The 17,619-nt window shown below is 72.9% G+C and carries 17 protein-coding genes; 9 read left to right on the top strand and 8 right to left on the bottom strand.

Annotation, left to right across the window (positions count from 1 at the left end; all coding sequences use genetic code 11):
• Positions 1-49 precede the first annotated feature (49 nt).
• Complete coding sequence (gcvP, locus tag V4Y03_RS04365) at positions 50-2,935, top strand: aminomethyl-transferring glycine dehydrogenase (protein WP_332434063.1); 2,886 nt, start codon at positions 50-52, stop codon at positions 2,933-2,935.
• 110 nt (positions 2,936-3,045) lie between these two features.
• Here gcvP and V4Y03_RS04360 read toward each other — a convergent pair whose 3' ends face one another.
• Positions 3,046-3,252: a DUF5999 family protein gene (locus V4Y03_RS04360; protein ID WP_317877428.1), complete on the bottom strand. Its 207-nt coding sequence runs from the start codon at positions 3,250-3,252 to the stop codon at positions 3,046-3,048.
• Positions 3,253-3,587: 335 nt separating this feature from the next.
• Positions 3,588-4,178: a hypothetical protein gene (locus V4Y03_RS04355; protein ID WP_332434062.1), complete on the bottom strand. Its 591-nt coding sequence runs from the start codon at positions 4,176-4,178 to the stop codon at positions 3,588-3,590.
• 481 nt (positions 4,179-4,659) lie between these two features.
• Between V4Y03_RS04355 and V4Y03_RS04350 the strand changes: the two genes are divergently transcribed.
• Together V4Y03_RS04350 and V4Y03_RS04345 are read left to right on the top strand one after the other, a co-directional pair.
• Positions 4,660-6,159 carry a glutamate--cysteine ligase gene (locus tag V4Y03_RS04350; RefSeq protein ID WP_332434061.1) on the top strand — a complete coding sequence of 500 codons (1,500 nt, stop codon included), beginning with the start codon at positions 4,660-4,662 and terminating at the stop codon, positions 6,157-6,159.
• A 100-nt stretch (positions 6,160-6,259) separates the two neighbouring features.
• The gene (locus V4Y03_RS04345) at positions 6,260-7,057 is read left to right on the top strand and encodes a CPBP family intramembrane glutamic endopeptidase (protein ID WP_317877431.1); all 798 of its coding nucleotides are present in this window, start codon (positions 6,260-6,262) and stop codon (positions 7,055-7,057) included.
• Positions 7,058-7,322: 265 nt separating this feature from the next.
• On the opposite strand, the gene V4Y03_RS04340 is transcribed toward V4Y03_RS04345, so the two are convergent.
• Positions 7,323-8,141, bottom strand: a complete 819-nt coding sequence (locus V4Y03_RS04340) for a PhzF family phenazine biosynthesis protein (RefSeq protein WP_332434060.1) — start codon at positions 8,139-8,141, stop codon at positions 7,323-7,325.
• Between the two features lie 212 nt (positions 8,142-8,353).
• Here V4Y03_RS04340 and V4Y03_RS04335 point away from each other — a divergent pair, with 212 nt between their 5' ends.
• Complete coding sequence (locus V4Y03_RS04335; RefSeq protein WP_317878749.1) at positions 8,354-8,965, top strand: PadR family transcriptional regulator; 612 nt, start codon at positions 8,354-8,356, stop codon at positions 8,963-8,965.
• Between the two features lie 84 nt (positions 8,966-9,049).
• On the opposite strand, the gene V4Y03_RS04330 is transcribed toward V4Y03_RS04335, so the two are convergent.
• A complete protein-coding gene (locus V4Y03_RS04330; protein ID WP_317878750.1) occupies positions 9,050-9,478 on the bottom strand; it encodes a type II toxin-antitoxin system Rv0910 family toxin in 429 nt (142 codons plus the stop codon).
• Between the two features lie 69 nt (positions 9,479-9,547).
• Positions 9,548-9,772 carry a hypothetical protein gene (locus V4Y03_RS04325; RefSeq protein WP_332434059.1) on the bottom strand — a complete coding sequence of 75 codons (225 nt, stop codon included), beginning with the start codon at positions 9,770-9,772 and terminating at the stop codon, positions 9,548-9,550.
• 196 nt (positions 9,773-9,968) lie between these two features.
• On the opposite strand from V4Y03_RS04325, the gene V4Y03_RS04320 reads away from it, so the two are divergent.
• From V4Y03_RS04320 to V4Y03_RS04310, 3 genes are all read left to right on the top strand, one after another.
• Positions 9,969-10,565, top strand: a complete 597-nt coding sequence (locus tag V4Y03_RS04320; RefSeq protein ID WP_443079733.1) for a Clp protease N-terminal domain-containing protein — start codon at positions 9,969-9,971, stop codon at positions 10,563-10,565.
• Between the two features lie 66 nt (positions 10,566-10,631).
• Positions 10,632-11,723 (top strand): EamA family transporter, encoded by a 1,092-nt coding sequence (locus V4Y03_RS04315; protein WP_332434058.1) that lies wholly within the window; start codon positions 10,632-10,634, stop codon positions 11,721-11,723.
• A gap of 176 nt (positions 11,724-11,899) precedes the next feature.
• Entirely contained in the window at positions 11,900-12,868 is a 969-nt protein-coding gene (locus V4Y03_RS04310) for a DMT family transporter (RefSeq protein ID WP_332434057.1), read from the top strand.
• A gap of 13 nt (positions 12,869-12,881) precedes the next feature.
• Here V4Y03_RS04310 and V4Y03_RS04305 read toward each other — a convergent pair whose 3' ends face one another.
• Both V4Y03_RS04305 and V4Y03_RS04300 read right to left on the bottom strand, forming a co-directional pair.
• Positions 12,882-13,526 (bottom strand): FMN-binding negative transcriptional regulator, encoded by a 645-nt coding sequence (locus V4Y03_RS04305; protein ID WP_332434056.1) that lies wholly within the window; start codon positions 13,524-13,526, stop codon positions 12,882-12,884.
• Between the two features lie 48 nt (positions 13,527-13,574).
• Positions 13,575-14,246: a pyridoxamine 5'-phosphate oxidase family protein gene (locus V4Y03_RS04300; RefSeq protein ID WP_332434055.1), complete on the bottom strand. Its 672-nt coding sequence runs from the start codon at positions 14,244-14,246 to the stop codon at positions 13,575-13,577.
• A gap of 35 nt (positions 14,247-14,281) precedes the next feature.
• Between V4Y03_RS04300 and V4Y03_RS04295 the strand changes: the two genes are divergently transcribed.
• On the top strand, positions 14,282-15,616 hold the full coding sequence (locus V4Y03_RS04295) for an aminotransferase class I/II-fold pyridoxal phosphate-dependent enzyme (RefSeq protein WP_332434054.1): 1,335 nt from the start codon (positions 14,282-14,284) through the stop codon (positions 15,614-15,616).
• Positions 15,617-15,632: 16 nt separating this feature from the next.
• Here the strand turns inward: V4Y03_RS04295 and V4Y03_RS04290 are convergent, their stop codons facing one another.
• Complete coding sequence (locus tag V4Y03_RS04290) at positions 15,633-16,640, bottom strand: DMT family transporter (protein WP_332434053.1); 1,008 nt, start codon at positions 16,638-16,640, stop codon at positions 15,633-15,635.
• Between the two features lie 74 nt (positions 16,641-16,714).
• Here V4Y03_RS04290 and V4Y03_RS04285 point away from each other — a divergent pair, with 74 nt between their 5' ends.
• A complete protein-coding gene (locus V4Y03_RS04285; protein WP_317878458.1) occupies positions 16,715-17,617 on the top strand; it encodes a LysR family transcriptional regulator in 903 nt (300 codons plus the stop codon).
• Positions 17,618-17,619 lie beyond the last annotated feature (2 nt).

Genomic DNA, 17,619 nt, shown 5'->3' with positions numbered 1-17,619 from the left:
CGCGCCGCGGTGCCCCTCGCAGGTCGTGACGACCAGGAGGCCTCCGTACATGACCGCCAACCGCACTCCGCTCTCCGAGCTCGAACAGGGCATCCCGTTCGAGCAGCGGCACATCGGGCCCGACGCCGAGGCGCGCGCCAAGATGCTCGCCCAGGTCGGTTACGGCTCCCTCGACGAGCTCACGGCCGCCGCCGTGCCGGACGTCATCAAGAACACCGAGGCGCTCGGCCTGCCGTCCGCGCGCACGGAGGCCGAGGTCCTCGCCGAGCTGCGTGACCTCGCCGACCGCAACCAGGTGCTCGCGCCCATGATCGGCCTCGGCTACTACGGCACCTTCACCCCGCCGGTGATCCTGCGGAACGTGATGGAGAACCCGGCCTGGTACACCGCGTACACGCCGTACCAGCCGGAGATCTCCCAGGGCCGCCTGGAGGCCCTGCTGAACTTCCAGACCGTCGTCGCCGACCTGACCGGGCTGCCCACCTCCGGCGCCTCGCTGCTCGACGAGGGCACCGCCGCCGCCGAGGCCATGTCCCTCGCCCGGCGCGTCGGCAAGGTCAAGAACGGTGTCTTCCTGGTCGACGCCGACGCCCTGCCGCAGACGATCGCCGTCATCGAGACCCGCGCCGAGCCGACCGGTGTCGAGGTCGTCGTCGCCGACCTCTCGGCGGGCATCCCGGCCGAGATCGCCGAGCGCGGTGTGTTCGGTGTGCTCCTCCAGTACCCGGGTGCCTCCGGCGCCGTCCGCGACATCAAGCCGCTGATCGACGCCGCCCACGAGCTCGGCGCGATCGTCACCGTCGCCGCCGACCTGCTCGCGCTGACCCTGCTCACCTCGCCCGGCGAGCTGGGCGCGGACATCGCCGTCGGCACCACCCAGCGCTTCGGCGTCCCGATGGGCTTCGGCGGTCCGCACGCCGGCTACATGGCCGTCCAGGACAAGCACGCCCGCTCGCTGCCCGGCCGTCTCGTGGGCGTCTCCGTCGACGCCGACGGGAACCGCGCGTACCGCCTGGCCCTCCAGACCCGCGAGCAGCACATCCGCCGCGAGAAGGCCACCAGCAACATCTGTACCGCTCAGGTGCTGCTCGCCGTCATGGCCGGCATGTACGCCGTCTACCACGGCCCCGAGGGCCTCCGGGGCATCGCGCGCCGCACCCACCGCTACGCCGCGATCCTGGCCGCCGGCCTGACCGCCGGTGGCGTGGAGCTCACCCAGGGCGCCTTCTTCGACACCCTCACCGCCCGCGTGCCCGGCAAGGCCGACGAGGTCGTCGCCGCCGCCCGCGAGGCCGGTGTGAACCTCTACCGCGTCGACGCCGACCACGTGTCGATGTCCTGCGACGAGACCACCGGCCGCGCCCAGCTCACCGCCGTCTGGGGCGCCTTCGGTGTCACGGCCGACATCGAGGCGCTGGACGCCACCGCCGAGGAGACGCTGCCCGCCGGGCTGCTGCGCTCCGACGCGTTCCTGACCCACCCGGTCTTCCACGCGCACCGCTCCGAGACCTCGATGCTGCGCTACCTGCGCAAGCTCGCGGACCGCGACTACGCGCTCGACCGCGGCATGATCCCGCTCGGCTCCTGCACGATGAAGCTGAACGCGACGACCGAGATGGAGGCGGTGACCTGGCCCGAGTTCGGTCAGATGCACCCGTTCGCCCCGGTCGAGCAGGCGCAGGGCTACGTCACGCTCATCACCGAGCTCGAGGAGCGCCTCGCCGAGGTCACCGGCTACGACAAGGTGTCGATCCAGCCGAACGCCGGTTCGCAGGGCGAGCTGGCCGGTCTGCTGGCCGTCCGTGCCTACCACCGCTCCAACGGTGACGAGCAGCGCACCGTCTGCCTCATCCCGTCCTCCGCGCACGGCACCAACGCCGCCTCCGCGGTCATGGCCGGCATGAAGGTCGTCGTCGTGAAGACCGCCGACGACGGCGAGGTCGACGTCGAGGACCTGCGCGCCAAGATCGCCCAGTACCGCGACGAGCTGTCCGTGCTGATGATCACCTACCCGTCGACGCACGGCGTCTTCGAGGAGCACGTCGCCGACATCTGCGCCGAGGTCCACGAGGCCGGCGGTCAGGTGTACGTCGACGGCGCCAACCTCAACGCGCTGGTCGGTCTGGCCAAGCCGGGCCACTTCGGCGGCGACGTCTCGCACCTGAACCTGCACAAGACCTTCTGCATCCCGCACGGCGGTGGCGGTCCGGGCGTCGGCCCGGTCGGCGTCCGCGCGCACCTCGCGCCGTTCCTGCCGAACCACCCGCTCCAGCCCACCGCGGGCCCGGAGACCGGTGTGGGCCCGATCTCGGCCGCCCCGTGGGGCTCCGCGGGCATCCTGCCGATCTCGTGGTCGTACGTGCGACTGATGGGCGGCGAGGGCCTCAAGCGCGCCACCCAGGTCGCCGTGCTCGCGGCGAACTACATCGCCAAGCGCCTGGAGCCGCACTTCCCGGTGCTCTACACCGGTCCGGCCGGTCTGGTCGCGCACGAGTGCATCGTGGACCTGCGCCCGCTGTCCAAGGCGACGGGCGTCACGGTCGACGACATCGCCAAGCGCCTCATCGACTACGGCTTCCACGCGCCGACGATGTCGTTCCCGGTGGCCGGCACGCTGATGATCGAGCCGACCGAGTCCGAGGACCTGACCGAGATCGACCGCTTCTGCGACACGATGATCGCGATCCGGGGCGAGATCGAGAAGGTCGCCTCGGGCCAGTGGCCCGGGGACGACAACCCGCTGCACAACGCCCCGCACACCGCGGCGGCGCTGGGCGGCGAGTGGAACCACGCGTACACCCGTGACGAGGCCGTCTTCCCGGCCGGCGTCTCGGCCGCCGACAAGTACTGGCCGCCGGTGCGCCGTATCGACGGTGCCTTCGGCGACCGGAACCTGGTCTGCTCCTGCCCGCCGCTGGACGAGTACGACAACTGAGCCGGGCGGGGCCGTGAGCGGCCCCGGGCATCGAACGAGGGCCGGTTCGGAGGATCTTCCTCCGGACCGGCCCTCGGCGTTTCCCTCGTACGGTGTCCTCACCGGCGCCTTCAGGCGGCCGTCGTCACCCGGCCCGTCATCAGCGGCCGGTGCGGGGCGATGATCTGCCCGTCCGGCAGCAGTTCACCGGTGTCCTCGAAGAGCAGGACGCCGTTGCACAGCAGGCTCCAGCCCTGCTCCGGGTGGTGTGCCGTCGGTCGGGCGGCCTCCCGGTCGGCGGAGTCGGCGGTGGGACAGGCGGGCTGGTGCTGGCACATGGGTGGGTTCTTTCGCTGCGTCGTGGTGGATGTCCTGCGGCTCTTGGCGCTCATGGCCGCCCCCGTCGGTCGGTTCGGTTCCGGTCCCAGTCTTGCCCCATGGACGGTCTTCCGCAGGGATTTCGCGGCAGCTCGTCCTCTCCTGGTAGGACGTGTCACCCGCAGGGGCGGTTCAGCTCAACTGCACCGTCTCTTCGGGTGGTTCGGGGTAGCCCGAGTGGGCTAGTCCGTCCGGGAGGGGTGTTCGGGCGGCGTGTTCGGGCGCGTTCCCAGGACAGCGGTGCGCCCCGTGACCCGGCCGGGTCACGGGGCGGTGGTGACGCGTGTGCGGTGGATCAGGCGGACGCCGCCGAGCCCAGGAGGGGCGGCGGCGCGAGGCGCGTACGGAGGACGGGCAGGAGATCGGCGACCCGGTAGGCCCGGTGGGCGGCGATCCCCGGCGGCGCGGGGGCCAGCGGCACCATCAGATCGGCGGCGGGCGGGGCCGCGGTCGCGCCCTCCTCCTCCGGCTCCGCGTGCAGCCAGAGGGTCAGCATGTAGAGCTGCGGCACGGAGAGCAGCCTCGGCTGGTAGGCGCCGGGCAGGGCCTCGGCCTGGAGCAGCGCGCGCTCGGTGGCGGCGACGTACGGACCCTCGAAGAAGTGCGAGAAGGACCAGCCGTCGGGGGTGAGCATGGTGTCCGCGGCGGCGATGGCCCGGTCTCCGCTCCGGATCAGGAATCGCCAGCCGGCGAGCCGGGTGAGGGGCGCGTGGCCCGGTGCTCCGGCGACTCCGAGGATGTGCACGGGCAGCGGGTGTTCGGGGCTCAGCGGTCCCTGCGCGGCCCTGAGGGCGGGCGTTCGCGCCTCGCGGACGGCGGTCGGCGAGCCGAGGGCCGCGAGGACGCTGCGGAGGGCCGGCGCAGGGGCCGGGGAGGGTCGGAGCATGATGGGTCGCCTCTCACTCAGGAGACACGGTGAAGCGTGGGCAGGTACGACGGCGCTGTCGGCGGCGGGGCCGGAGGTGGGCCGTACGGCCGCGGCCGGGCGCCAACACTCTGCCTCGTCCGCGGAGTTTATACGACACGTGTTCACACAGTGTTTCCGCTAGACCGCGCCGGTATTCCTGACAAGGCGTCATCGAGCCGTAGAACAACGGCAGTCGAAGCGGAACTCCTGTCCGGTGCCGCCCCCACCTGCATATTCCTCGCAGAGGCGGACGGCTGAATTCCGACCCCCGGTCACCGGGCAATAGGGCATTGGTATATGTCGCTTGTTCCTTGCCTTCGGAATGTGCCGGTGGGGCTCTGCAATCAGCCTATCCTCCGAGAGGTCTCCTCCGCAGGCGTTGTGGATCAGTCGGCCGGGCATCATCGTCCGTGACGCGCGGCCGCCGTGGGCGGCCGCCCACTCGGGGAGGGACGCTTCGATGGGCGAGAAGGTCGTGGCCGACGGGTTCGGCCCGTCCGACCGGCAGCACTACCGGAGAAAGCTCCAGCAGTGCCTCGCGGGACTCGCGAGGCTCCTCGCGGAGAAGAGGTTCGACCGGCCGCGCAATCTCATGGGCGTGGAGATCGAACTCAATCTCGCGGGGGCGGACGGACTGCCCCGCATGCTGAACGGGCCGGTTCTGGAAAAGATCGCGAGCCCCGATTTCCAGACGGAACTCGGAATGTTCAACCTCGAAGTGAACATCGCGCCCCACCAGCTCGGCGGACGTGTATTCGACCGGCTCGCCGAGGAGATCGGAACCGGAATCGGATACGCCGACCGCAAGGCGGCCGAACTCGACGCGGGCGTCGTCATGATCGGCATACTGCCCACGCTCACCCAGGACGACCTGGTCCTGGAGAACCTGTCGGCCGCCGACCGCTACGCGCTCCTCAACGACCAGATCCTCGCCGCCCGGGGCGAGGACTTCACCCTCGACATCCACGGCGTCGAACGGCTGCTCTGCACCTCGGAGTCGATCGTTCCCGAAGCCGCCTGCACCTCGGTGCAGCTCCATCTCCAGGTGACGCCCGCCCGGTTCGCCTCCGTGTGGAACGCGGCGCAGGCCGTCTCGGGCGTACAGATCGCGCTGGGCGCCAACGCGCCCTTCGTCTTCGGGCGCGAGGTGTGGCGGGAGTCCCGGCCGCCGCTGTTCCAGCAGGCCACCGACACCCGGCCGCCCGAGCTGCAGTCCCAGGGCGTCCGGCCGCGCACCTGGTTCGGGGAGCGGTGGGTGGACTCGGTGTACGACCTCTTCGAGGAGAACGTGCGCTACTTCCCCGCGCTGCTGCCCATCTGCGACGAGGAGGACCCGCTGCTCGTCCTGGACCGGGGCGAGGTGCCGCGCCTCCAGGAACTCGTCCTGCACAACGGCACGGTCTACCGCTGGAACAGGCCCGTGTACGGCTGGGTCGACGGGGTCCCGCACCTGCGCGTCGAGAACCGGGTGCTGCCCGCGGGGCCGACCGTCACCGATGTCATCGCCAACGCGGCCTTCTACTACGGGCTGGTGCGCTCGCTCGCCGACGACCCGCGGCCGGTCTGGAAGCGGCTGGCCTTCGAGGACGCCGAGGCCAACTTCGACGCGGCCTGCCGCCACGGCATCGAGGCGGAGCTGCGGTGGCCCCGGGCCGGCCGCGCCGGGGGCGTCGCGACCCTGCCTGCGGTACGGCTGGTCCTCGACGAACTGCTGCCGCTCGCCGCGGCGGGGCTCGACGCCTGGCACATCGAGCCCGCCGACCGGGACTTCTACCTCGGGGTGATCGAACAGCGCTGTCTGCGGCGGGTGAACGGTGCCTCCTGGCAGGCCGACACCTTCCACCAGGCTGTGGAGTCGGGCCTCGACCGCGCGGCGGCGCTCGCGGCGACCACCCGCCGCTACCGCACGCTGATGCGGGCCGGGGAGCCGGTGCACACCTGGCCGGTGGGGATCGACTGAGTCCGGATTCCCGGCGCCCGGTGTCGCGGCCGATCATGACAAAGTGGTCGGGGCCGCCGGAAGGGCGGCCGTCGGTGACCGGGAAGTGGAGACAGGCGTGGTGTCGGAGCAACGAGTCAGTGACGCTTCCCTGCCCCCCGACGGTCTGTCGCGCCGGGTGCTGCGCTCCGAGACGTTCATCGTCCTGGCGCTCTCCCTCGGGGCGAGCGGGGTCTCGTCCCTCATCAGCTTCATCGGCTCGCTCACCAGGACCGGGGCGCTGAAGGAGCAGGCGGCGACGCTCAACGGCTCGTACGCGCCCGGCCGGCCGTGGCTCGACCTGTCCTGGCAGCTCTTCGGCATCGCCACGGCCCTCGTCCCCGTGCTCCTCGTCGCCCACCTGCTGATGCGCGAGGGCTCCGGACTGCGGGCCATCGGCTTCGACCGGACCCGGCCGTGGCCGGACCTCGGGCGGGGGGCGCTGGTCGCCGCGGGCATCGGGAGCGCGGGACTCGCCTTCTACCTGGCGGCCAGGGCGACCGGCTTCAACCTGACGGTGGTTCCCGAGTCGCTGCCGGACGTGTGGTGGAAGTACCCGGTGCTGATCCTCTCGGCGGTGCAGAACTCCGTCCTGGAGGAGGTCGTCGTCGTCGGCTATCTGCTCCGCAGGCTGGGGCAGTTGGGGTGGACGCCGATGGCCGCGCTGGTGGCGAGTTCGGTGCTGCGCGGCTCCTACCACCTGTACCAGGGGATCGGCGGCTTCGTCGGCAACGTCGTGATGGGTGCGGTCTTCGTCCTGCTGTACCGGCGCTGGGGCCGGGTCGGACCGCTGGTGGTGGCGCACGCGCTGCTCGACATCGTGGCCTTCGTCGGGTACGGGCTGCTCGCGGGCCGGGTGGACTGGCTGCCCACGGTCTGACGCGTGCCATCAGCAGGGGCGTACGGGTTCTCCGTACGCCCCTGCTCGCGATTCCGCTCCTGTGCGGCCGTCCGGCGTGGCCGGCTTCGCTAGGGCCTGTCGTCACATTCCCGTCGTCGCCCGAAGGGCGGCCCTGCGGCGTCTGGTGCGTGCTCTCGGCGTGCCGGGCGGAAGCCCTCGTACTGGACCGTACTCGGGCTTTCGCCCGGTGCGGCGAGAGCGCGTGCCAGGCGTCGTGGGGCAGGCGGGAGTTTGACGACAGGTCCTAGGCGTACAGGTCGCCCTCCATGACCGTGACCGCGTGGCCGTTGAGGAGGGTGCGGTCGCCGCGCAGGCGGGTGCGGACGATGCCGGTACGGGCGCCGCCCTGGAAGCCGACGAGGTCGTCGCGGCCGAAGCGGGCCGACCAGTAGGGGGCGAGCGCGGTGTGGGCGCTGCCGGTCACCGGGTCCTCGTCGATGCCGACGGCGGGGAAGAAGCCGCGGGAGACGAAGTCATGGCCGCCGGCGGGGTCCTCGGCGGCGGCGGTCGCGATGACGCCGCGCGAGGAGAGCCCCTTCAAAGCGGCGAAGTCGGGCCGGAGCGCGCGCACGGTGGACTCGTCGCGCAGCTCGACGAGGAGGTCCCCGATGTGGGCGGCGGTGTCGTGGACCGCGACGACCTCGGCGCCGAGCGCCTTCTCCAGGCCGTCGGGGACCGGGACGGCGGTGAGAGACGAGGTCGGGAAGTCCATGGTGATGGTGCCGTCGGCCTCGGCGATGGCGCTGAGGATGCCGCAGCGCGCCGCGAAGCGGACAGTGCCGGTCGCCGTGCCGGTGGAGTGCAGGACGTGGGCGGTCGCCAGGGTGGCGTGGCCGCACATGTCGACCTCGGTGGTCGGGGTGAACCAGCGCAGGGCCCAGTCCGCCGCGCCGCCGTCCTCCCCGGCGGGCAGGGGGTGGGCGAAGGCCGTCTCGGAGAGGTTGACCTCGGCGGCGACCTTCTGGAGCCAGTCGTCGTCGGGGAAGGAGTCCAGGAGGAGGACGCCGGCCGGGTTCCCGGAGAAGGGCCGGTCCGTGAAGGCGTCGACGATTCGGATGCGCATGGGGCGACCGTACCGGGGCCCGGATCGGGCGGACCAAGGCCAATCGCGGGGAACTGGACCCGGACCCGGACCCGGACCTGGGGCGGGAGCGGGGCGGTGGCTCGGGCGGGCGGCGCGAAGCAGTCGGGAGTGTTGCTCGGTGAATGGTTCCGATATATCGTTGAGGTATCGCGACAGTTCGACGATGTGATCCCGATGGAAGGAGCGTTGCGATGCGTTCACATGGGCACGAGTACGGAAGCGGACACGGAGCCGGGCGTGGAGGCTGTGGCCCCGGGGCTCGTGGGGACTTCGAAGGGCGGCGGGCCGCGTTCGGGCCGTTCGGGCCGGGATTCGGCGGCGGGCCCTTCGGGGGCGGGCGCGGTCGTGGTGGTGGCCGGGGGCGGGCCAGGCGCGGTGATGTGCGGGCCTCGATCCTGGCCCTCCTGAAGGACCGCCCCATGCACGGATACGAGATGATCCGGGAGATCGGCGAGCGCAGCGACGGGGCCTGGAAGCCCAGTCCCGGCTCGGTCTACCCGACCCTCCAGATGCTGGAGGACGAGGGGCTGATCGTCAGCGCGAGCGAGGGCGGCAAGAAGCTGTTCACGCTCACCGACACCGGGCGTACCGAGGCCGAGGCCGGCCCCGAGGCGCCGTGGGAAGAGGCCGGGCGCGGGGTCGACTGGGAGGCCGTGAACGAGATCCGGCAGGCCGGCTTCGGTCTGATGGAGGCGTTCGGGCAGGTCTGGAAGACCGGCAGCGCCGAGCAGCGGCAGAAGGCGGTCGGCGTGATCAATGAGGCCCGCAAGAAGCTGTACCTGATCCTGGCCGACGAGGACTGAGCGGTGCCCGCTCGGCCGGAGGTCGCCCGAGGGCCCCGTGGCGTGTGCCACGGGGCCCTTCGGTACGTCAGGGGGTCGGGATGCTCAGGCGACCAGACCCGAGAGCTTGCGCAGCGACTCCGTGAGGGCCGCCGTCGCCGAGTCCTTGAGCTTGCCCGCCATCAGCGAGACCGCCGCGCCGGTGAACTCGCCGTCGATCCGCACGTTCGTCGCGTCCCCGTCCGCCGTGAGCGAGTAGCGGGTGGTGACGAGCACCCCCATCGGGCCCTTGCCCTTGATCGCGAGGGCGCGCTCCGACTCCAGCTCCTCGATCGTCCAGAGCACCTCGGCGGGGAAGCCCATCAGCTTCATGTTCTCGGTGAAGGTGCCACCCGCCGCCAGGGTTTCCGGGCCGCCGTTCGGGAAGTTGGTGTGGGTGGCGTTCCACTCGCCGTACGAGGGGAAGTCCATGAGCTGGGCCCAGACCTTTCCGGCCGGTGCCTCGATCCGTGCCTCCGCGCTGACTTCGGCCATGAGACCACCCCTTCACGCGTGCCAACTGGGTTCCGGTGTCGCGGAACGTAGCCGGATGGCGGTGAACATTCAATACTGATGAACCGTCAGTTCTGTGACGGCCGGGCCGGTCCCGTCGCCGATCCACCAGATCTCCGCCGCGTCGAAGCTGTCCGAGGCACGCGGAGCGCCGTCTTCCTCATGGCAGTGGAAGGCCGCCCAGAACAGATCGGCCGGCAGCGCCTCCCGGGGTGCGTACACCCGGTAGACGTACTGCCGCCCGTCGAGCGCGAGCAGAGCCACCATCCAGAACATGATCGGAGGACGTACGGAGACGTGCCCGTGGTTGCATCAGGGTCGTGTGGCAAGGCGGCGCGCGCCCCCTGAGGGCAACGCACGCGATCTCATCCGTAAGGAGGAGGAACCGTGCGTGCGTGCCCAACTCCGGTGGGATGCGGACATGCTTCTCCTCGGTGATGCCCAGGGCGCCCCGGCCTGATGAGGTGAGAGGGTGCACCGTCCCGTCCCGTTCCCTCAGCCGCTCCGGCAGCCCGTCGCCCCGCGCGCGGAGCTCGCGCCCCTCCTGACGCCGTCACTCGCGATGGTCGTGACGGGCGCGCGCCGAAGAGCCCTCAGGGACGGCGACCGGCAGATCGACACCGCGCACCTGCTGCACTCGCTCATCGAGTCCGACCCCGAGGCCGGCGCCGCCTTCGAGGGCCGCCACGAGCTCGCCCGCGTCCTCGGCTACCTCGTCCAGCGGTCCATCGGCTACGGGCTGCGCTGGCAGCGCTCGGTCGAAGACTCGCCCGCCGGGCGGCTGCTGCCCGCCGTGCGCGGGGCCGAGCCCCAGGGCTCGCGGCCCTCGGGCTGGTCGCCGGCCGCGTCGGCCGCCTTCGAGGAAGCCTTCCGCCGGGCCGCCGGCCGGGGTGACGCCCGGGCCCGCGCCGTCGACGTGCTCGCCGCCGTCGCGGCCGACCCCGGCAGCCGGGCCGCCGAGGTGCTGCGCCGCGCGGGGGTCGACACGGACGCCCTGGTCGCGCGGATCGCCGGCGGGCTCGAAGCCGGTCCCGACGCCCTGGAGGAGGCACCGGTTCCGGGTGTCTGACGGGGAGCCGTCTCAACAGGTGTAACGGGGGTTACGCGCCTGACCGCGTCCTGTCATCATGGCCCGATGCACGCGTCTCAGGGGAGAAGCGCCGGCCTGGGACTAGCCCTGGCCTCGGCCTTCGCATTCGGTGGTTCAGGAGTGGCGGCCAAGCCGCTCATCGAGGCGGGACTCGACCCGCTCCATGTGGTGTGGCTCCGGGTCGCCGGCGCCGCGCTCGTCATGCTCCCGGTGGCCTGGCGCCACCGCGACCTCCTGCGCCGCAAACCCGCCCTCCTCGTCGGCTTCGGCCTGCTCGCCGTCGCCGGGGTCCAGGCGTTCTACTTCGCCTCCATCTCCCGTATCCCCGTCGGCGTCGCGCTGCTCATCGAGTACCTCGCCCCGGCGCTCGTCCTCGGCTGGGTCCGCTTCGTCCAGCGCCGGCCGGTCACCCGCGCCGCCGCCCTCGGCGTCGTCCTGGCCGTCGGCGGGCTCGCCTGCGTCGTCCAGATCTGGTCCGGGCTCACCTTCGACCTCGTCGGGCTGCTCCTGGCGCTCGCCGCCGCCTGCTGCCAGGTCGGCTACTTCGTCCTCTCCGACCAGGGCGCCGACGAGGCGGAGCAGGCCGACCCGATCGGCGTCATCGCCTACGGACTGCTCATCGGCGCGCTCGTCCTCACCGTGATCGCCCGCCCGTGGGGCATGGACTGGTCCCTGCTCGGCGGCAGCGCCGACATGGACGGCAGCGACGTGCCCGCGTGGCTGCTGCTCGGCTGGATCGTGCTGATCGCGACCGTCCTCGCGTACGTCACCGGGGTCATCTCGGTGCGCCGCCTCTCTCCGCAGGTCGCGGGTGTCGTGGCCTGCCTGGAGGCCGTCATCGCGACCGTCCTCGCCTGGGTCCTGCTCGGCGAGCACCTCGACGCGCCGCAGATCATCGGCGGCGCGGTGGTACTCGTCGGGGCCTTCATCGCCCAGTCCTCGACGCCGAAGGCGCCGGCGGCGGGGCCGGTGGCGGGGTCCGGGGCGGGCTCCGGGACGGATTCAGGGGCGGGTTCAGGGGCGGTTTCTCCGACAGGTGAGGCGGAGGGCTCCCCTGAGGGCCGGGAGGTGGAAGGCTCCGATTCCGATTCCGAGGGCCGGGACGCCGGGTTGCCCGCCGGACGGAACGCCCCCTAGGGTGCGGTTCATGCATTCGACCGTGCTTCCGCCTCCCGCCGCCTAGCGCGCGCGGAGACACTCCTCGACGAAGACCGGGCTCGGCCGGGCGACTCCTCGCCCCCGAGCGGTTCGTCGCTGCCCGCGCGCGGAGCCGAGCGACCACCTTTCCCTCCTGTCTTCCACGGAGAAGTCACGTGTCGAACTCTTCGGAATCCGCCCTGCCCGTCGGGCGGAGCCTGCTCTATCTGATCGTCGCCGGAGTCGCCTGGGGCACGGCCGGTGCCGCCGCCTCGCTGATCTTCCGGATCAGCGACATGGGCCCCCTCGCGCTCTCCTTCTGGCGGTGCGTCGGCGGGCTCGCCCTGCTGCTCGGCGCGCTCGCCCTGCGGCCCCGGCGCGCGGTCGCCCGTACCGCCGGGGAGACGCGCGGTCGCCGGACCGCCCGCATCCTCGGAACGGGGATCGGCCTGACCGTCTTCCAGAGCGCCTACTTCGCCGCCGTCCAGGCCACCGGCCTCGCGGTCGGCACCGTCGTCACCCTCGGCGCGGGACCCGTTCTCATCGCGGTCGGGGCCCGGCTCACCATGGGCGAACGCCTCGGCCGCGGCGGTGTCGCCGCCGTCACCGGAGCGCTCGCCGGGCTCGTCGTCCTGGTCCTGGGCGGCGGCGCGACGGAGGTGCGGCCGCTCGGCGTCGTGCTCGCGGTCGTCTCGGCGGCCGGGTACGCGGCGATCACCCTGCTCACCCGGTGGCTCGGCCGCGACGGCGGGCGCACGGACGCCCTGGCCACCACCACCTGGGCCTTCGCGATCGGGGCGGCCGGGCTGCTGCCCGCCGCGCTCGCCGAGGGGCTCGTCCCGCGGACCGACGCGCCGGTGAGCGTTCTGCTGCTGCTCGTGTACGTGGCCGCCGTGCCGACCGCCCTCGCGTACGCGCTGTACTTTGCCGGTGCGGCGGTCGTCCGGGCCGCCACCGTCTCCGTGATCATGCTCCTGGAGCCGGTGAGCGCGGCGGTCATCGCCGTGTCGCTGCTGGGGGAGCGGCTCACCAACGCGATCGTGCTCGGCACCCTGCTGCTGCTCGCCGCCGTCACGGGCCTCGCGTTCGCGGAGGCGCGCGCGGCGGCGGCGGTGCGCAGGCAGGAGGAGGTCGTGCCGGTGTAGGCCTCCGGGCGGGTCAGTCCCCGGCGCGGCGGCGCAGCTGGTGGGCCCGTGCGGCCAGGTCGCCGGGGCCGGCCCGCTCCGCCAGCCGGTCCATGACGCGGTCCTGGACCTCCGGCGGTTTGTTGCCCGCGTACTTGAACTTGGCCCGTACCTCGGTCACCTGAAGGCGCAGCACCCTGATCCCCGACAGGAGACGGCCGAACGGAGCCTCGCCCGGGACCACAGGAGCCGTGCCCCCGTCCGGCTGGAAGTGGGCGACCTGGCGGTTGAGGAGTTCCGCCTTCTCCGCCGGGTCGTCGACCACGTGCGCGGTGCAGCGCAGCTGGACGGCGGCGTAGTACGAGGTGGGGGTGCCGTGCGCGGACGGGGTGCCCTCGGGTGCCGTCCACGAGCCCGGTACGAAGACATGGTCGTCGACCACGCTGAGCAGCACCGCCGGGTTCGCCTCCAGGGCGCGCCAGAGCGGGTTGGGCCGGGCCAGATGGACCAGGGCCTGCCCGTAGGGGCCCGGATCGGCCTCGTACCGGAAATGGGTCGGCTGGACCCACGGCGGTTCTCCGGGCAGGCCGTTGACGGCGAGCTGCCCGAAGTCGTGCCGGGAGAGCCAGTCGCGCCACTCGCCGTCGTCGTGTGCGGCGTCCCAGGGGTGGATCAGCATCGTCGGTCCTTACCTCCGTCGTTCGGCGGTCTTCGGCGGCCGTACGGCTCAGAGCGCGGCGAGGTAGCCGGGCAGCGGGACGGCCGGGTCCAGGTCGTCGGCCGGGACCGGGGTGCCGTAGCCGCCGCGCACCGGGACGACGCCCGACCAGTGGGGCAGGCCGAGGTCCTCGGCGTCGTCGTTGGGGCCGGCGTCGCGGACCTTCGCCGAGACCTCGTCCAGGTCGAGCCGGAGCACGGCCGTGGCGGCGAGTTCCTTGGCGTTCGCGGGGCGCGAGTCGGCGGCGCGGCCGGGGACGACGTGGTCGACGAGCGCGTCGAGGGCGATGCGCAGCTCCTCGGGATCGGTGACCTGGTGGGCCGTGCCGTGGACCACGACGGAGCGGTAGTTGAGGGAGTGGTGGAAGGCGGAGCGGGCGAGGACGAGGCCGTCGACGTGCGTCACGGTCAGGCAGACGGGCAGGCCGGGCGAGGCCACGCCGTCCCCGGCGGCGCGCAGCGGCCGGGAGCCGGTGGAGCCGTGCACGTAGAGCCGGTCGCCGACGCGGCCGAAGAGCGTCGGCAGGACGACGGGCGCGCCGTCACGGACGAAGCCGAGGTGGCAGACGTAGGCCTCGTCGAGTATCGAGTGGACGAGTGCCTTGTCGTACGAAGCGCGCTGGCGGGCGCGGGTGGGGACGGTCCGGTCGGTCGGTGCGTACGTGTCGGCGGCGGCGGTCATTGCGCACTCCATTGCACTAGTGCATACTTGAGTTTGTGCTAGGAGAGTATCGGATCGAAGGTCGTCGCGCATCGGACATCGCCGCGAGCGTGGAGCGGGGGGTGGCCGCCGGGGCATTGCAGCCCGGCCAACTCCTTCCGCCCATGAGGGAGTTGGCGGCGACGCTCGGCGTGAACCCCAATACCGTGGCCGCCGCCTACCGCACCCTGCGCGAACGCGGGGTCATCGAGACCGACGGGCGGCGGGGCAGCCGGGTGCGCCCGCGTCCCGCCACCACCGCGCGCGGCTCGATCCGGGTGGCGGCCCCCGCCGGGGTCAGGGACGTGAGCAACGGCAGCCCCGATCCCGCCCTGCTGCCCCCGCTCGGGGAGGCCTTCGCCGAGGTCGCGCGGAGGTACGCCGAGCGGCCCGGCATGTACGGGGAGGCCCCCGTCGACGAGGAGTTCGGGCGCCTCGCGCGCGCCGCCTTCGACGCGGACGGGGTGCCCGCCGGGCCCATCGGCGTCACCTCGGGCTCCCTCGACGCCGTCGAACGGGTGCTCGCCGTCCACCTCAGGCCGGGCGACGCCGTCGCCGTCGAGGACCCGGGCTGGGGCAGCCTCCTCGACCTGGTGCCCGCCCTCGGGCTGCGCCCCGTGCCGGTCGCCGTCGACGACGAGGGGCCGCTGCCGGAAGAGATCGAGCGGGCGATCCGCAAGGACGGGGCGCGGGCGGTCATCGTGACCGACCGGGCGCAGAACCCGACCGGGGCGTGTGTGACCGAGGGCCGGGCGCGGGAGCTGCGGCGGGTCCTCGCCGCGCACCCGGGCGTGCTGCTCGTCGAGGACGACCACGGGCACGGCATCGTCGCTCAGCCGCTCCACCCGGTGGCCGGCGGCACCGACCACTGGGTGCTGATCCGTTCCGTCGCCAAGGCCTACGGGCCCGATCTGCGGATCGCCGCCTTCACCGGCGACGCCGAGACCGTCGACCGGGTGCTCGGGCGGCAGCGGCTCGGCCCCGGCTGGGTCAGCCGTCTCCTCCAGGGGGTCGTCGCGCACCTCTGGAGCACGGAGGCCGTGGACCCCGCCGCCGTCGCCCGCGCGTACGGGAAGCGCCGCGACGGCCTCGTACGGGCGCTGGCCCGGCGGGGCGTCGAGGCGCACGGCCGGGGCGGCATGAACGTATGGGTGCCGGTCGCCGACGAGACCGGCGCGGTGACGGGGCTCCTCGCCGCCGGGTGGGCGGTGGCCCCGGGCGCGCGGTTCCGGATGGACACCGGGCCGGCCGTCCGGCTCACCGTCTCCGGCCTCGCCGCCGAGGACGTCGAACCCCTGGCGGAGGCGGTGGCGCGGGCGACGGGGCCTGTGGTGGCGCGGAGTTACGGGTAGGGGGCGCGCGCCGTGGTCAGAGGGAGGCGGGCCGGGGCTCCTGGGGTGCCGGGGGCTGTGGCGTGACGGCGGCCGGGTCCCCCTGGGGCGGATTCCCGGCGCTGCGCCGGGAGGTGCGGGTCTGGGTGAGGGCCGCGCCCGCCAGGACCACGACCGCTCCGACCGGGGTGTTCCAGGTCAGGCCCTCGTCCAGGAGCGCGACGCCCGCCGTCGTGGCGATCACCGGGATGAAGTACGTGACCATGGAGGCCGTCGTCGGGCCGACCTCCGCGACCACGCCGTACTGGAGCAGCATCGCGTAGCCGGTGCCGAGCGCGCCGAGCGCGATCACGGCGAGCAGCGGCAGCAGCTCCACCGAGGTCGGGACCGAAGTGAACAGCGGTGTGACCACGGCCAGTTGCAGCGTCGCGAGCCCCACCTGCGACGTGGCCAGCGAGAGGTTCGAGACGCCGCTGCCGCTGAGGGTCCTGCGGACGTAGATCCAGCCGACCGCGTAACTGAACGAGGCGAGCAGTGCCAGGGCCGTACCCGTCACGTCGAGCCCGGAGAAGCCCTGCCAGGCGCCGAGGACGGTGAGCACGCCCATGAAGCCGATGCCGAGCCCGGCCGCGCGGACCCGGGTCGGGCGGTCCTCGGAGAGCGCGACGAGGGAGAGCAGCATGCCCCACAGGGGGGTCGTCGCGTTGCAGATGCCCGCCAGGGTCGAGGGGATCGTCAGTTCCGCGTACGCGAAGAGCGAGAACGGCAGGGCGTTGAGGAGGAAGGCCGCGACCGTCAGGTGGCCCCAGACGCGGGCGCCGCGCGGCAGCCGGTCGCGCTTCACGGCCAGCGCTACGGCCAGCACCGCCGTACCGAACAGGAGTCGTCCGAAGGTGACCTGGAAGGGGGCGAAGCCCTCCGTGCCGACCTTGATGAAGACGAAGCTGAAGCCCCAGATGAGGGCCAGGACGCCGAACCTGACGCGCCAGTCGAGCAGGCGTGAGGTGCGGGCGGGGGACGGGAGGGATGGGGCTGCGGGGCTCATGACACTCAGGGTGACGGCCGCGATCTCTTAGAATAAGCGAGAATTCCTCGACCCCTTCCCTTAGCATCGCTTACATGTTGAACCTGGAGCGCCTGCGCACCCTCGACGCCTTCGCCCGGCACGGTTCGGTCAGCGGGGCGGCCGACGGGCTGCACGTCACCACCTCGGCCGTCTCCCAGCAGCTGTCCAAGCTGGAGCGCGAGGTGGGGCAGCAGCTGCTCGCCAAGAACGGGCGGGGCGTCCGCCTCACCGACGCCGGGCTGCTGCTCGCCGAGCACGCCGCCCGCATCCTCTCCCAGGTCCAGCTGGCCCAGGCCGACATCGAGGCCCAGCGCGGCCAGGTGGTGGGCGAGGTGCGCGCCGCGGCCTTCCCGACGGCGGCCCGGGGACTCTTCCCGGCCGCGCTCGCCGCCCTGCGCGCGGGCCATCCCGACCTCCGGGTCCGTACGGCGGAACTGGAACCGGAGCAGGGCGTGCGCGCGGTGCTGCGCGGCGACGCGGACCTCGCGATCGTCCTGGACTGGAGCAACAAGCGGGCGCCGGTGCCGGGCGGTCTGGAGCGCGCCCATCTCCTCGACGACTCCGCCGATGTCGCCCTGCCCGCCGGGCACCGGCTCGCGGGGCGGGAAGCGGTGGACCTGGTGGACTTCGCCGACGAGGAGTGGGTGTCCTGGCCCGAGGGTGAGTTCTGCCACGACTGGCTGATGTTCACCCTGCGCTCCCAGGGCATCGAGCCCCGCATCGGGCACCTGGCGGGCGAGCACCACACGCAGCTCGCGCTCGTCGCCGCCGGGCTCGGGGTGTGCGTGACGCCCCGGCTCGGCCGGCCGGTGCCGGACGGTGTGGTGTTCGTGCCCGTACGGCAGCAGGTGCGGCGGCACATCCACGCCACCTGGCGCGCCGACGCCGGGCGCCGCCCTTCCGTACGGGCCGTGGTGTCGGCGCTGCGGACGGCGGCGGAGCCACTGGCGAGCTGACG

Origin of the sequence: Streptomyces sp. P9-A4 (assembly GCF_036634195.1) — a bacterium.
Taxonomy (GTDB): Bacteria; Actinomycetota; Actinomycetes; order Streptomycetales; family Streptomycetaceae; genus Streptomyces.
Note: the sequence above shows the minus strand (reverse complement) of the source record. Positions and strands in the feature narration are given on the sequence as shown.

Coding starts and splice junctions, on each gene's coding strand:
- gcvP (WP_332434063.1), top strand. CDS start 50: ATGACCGCCAACCGCACTCCGCTCTCCGAGCTCGAACAGGGCATCCCG.
- V4Y03_RS04360 (WP_317877428.1), bottom strand. CDS start 3,252: ATGTGCCAGCACCAGCCCGCCTGTCCCACCGCCGACTCCGCCGACCGG.
- V4Y03_RS04355 (WP_332434062.1), bottom strand. CDS start 4,178: ATGCTCCGACCCTCCCCGGCCCCTGCGCCGGCCCTCCGCAGCGTCCTC.
- V4Y03_RS04350 (WP_332434061.1), top strand. CDS start 4,660: ATGGGCGAGAAGGTCGTGGCCGACGGGTTCGGCCCGTCCGACCGGCAG.
- V4Y03_RS04340 (WP_332434060.1), bottom strand. CDS start 8,141: ATGCGCATCCGAATCGTCGACGCCTTCACGGACCGGCCCTTCTCCGGG.
- V4Y03_RS04335 (WP_317878749.1), top strand. CDS start 8,354: ATGCGTTCACATGGGCACGAGTACGGAAGCGGACACGGAGCCGGGCGT.
- V4Y03_RS04330 (WP_317878750.1), bottom strand. CDS start 9,478: ATGGCCGAAGTCAGCGCGGAGGCACGGATCGAGGCACCGGCCGGAAAG.
- V4Y03_RS04325 (WP_332434059.1), bottom strand. CDS start 9,772: ATGTTCTGGATGGTGGCTCTGCTCGCGCTCGACGGGCGGCAGTACGTC.
- V4Y03_RS04315 (WP_332434058.1), top strand. CDS start 10,632: ATGCACGCGTCTCAGGGGAGAAGCGCCGGCCTGGGACTAGCCCTGGCC.
- V4Y03_RS04305 (WP_332434056.1), bottom strand. CDS start 13,526: ATGCTGATCCACCCCTGGGACGCCGCACACGACGACGGCGAGTGGCGC.
- V4Y03_RS04300 (WP_332434055.1), bottom strand. CDS start 14,246: ATGACCGCCGCCGCCGACACGTACGCACCGACCGACCGGACCGTCCCC.
- V4Y03_RS04290 (WP_332434053.1), bottom strand. CDS start 16,640: ATGAGCCCCGCAGCCCCATCCCTCCCGTCCCCCGCCCGCACCTCACGC.
- V4Y03_RS04285 (WP_317878458.1), top strand. CDS start 16,715: ATGTTGAACCTGGAGCGCCTGCGCACCCTCGACGCCTTCGCCCGGCAC.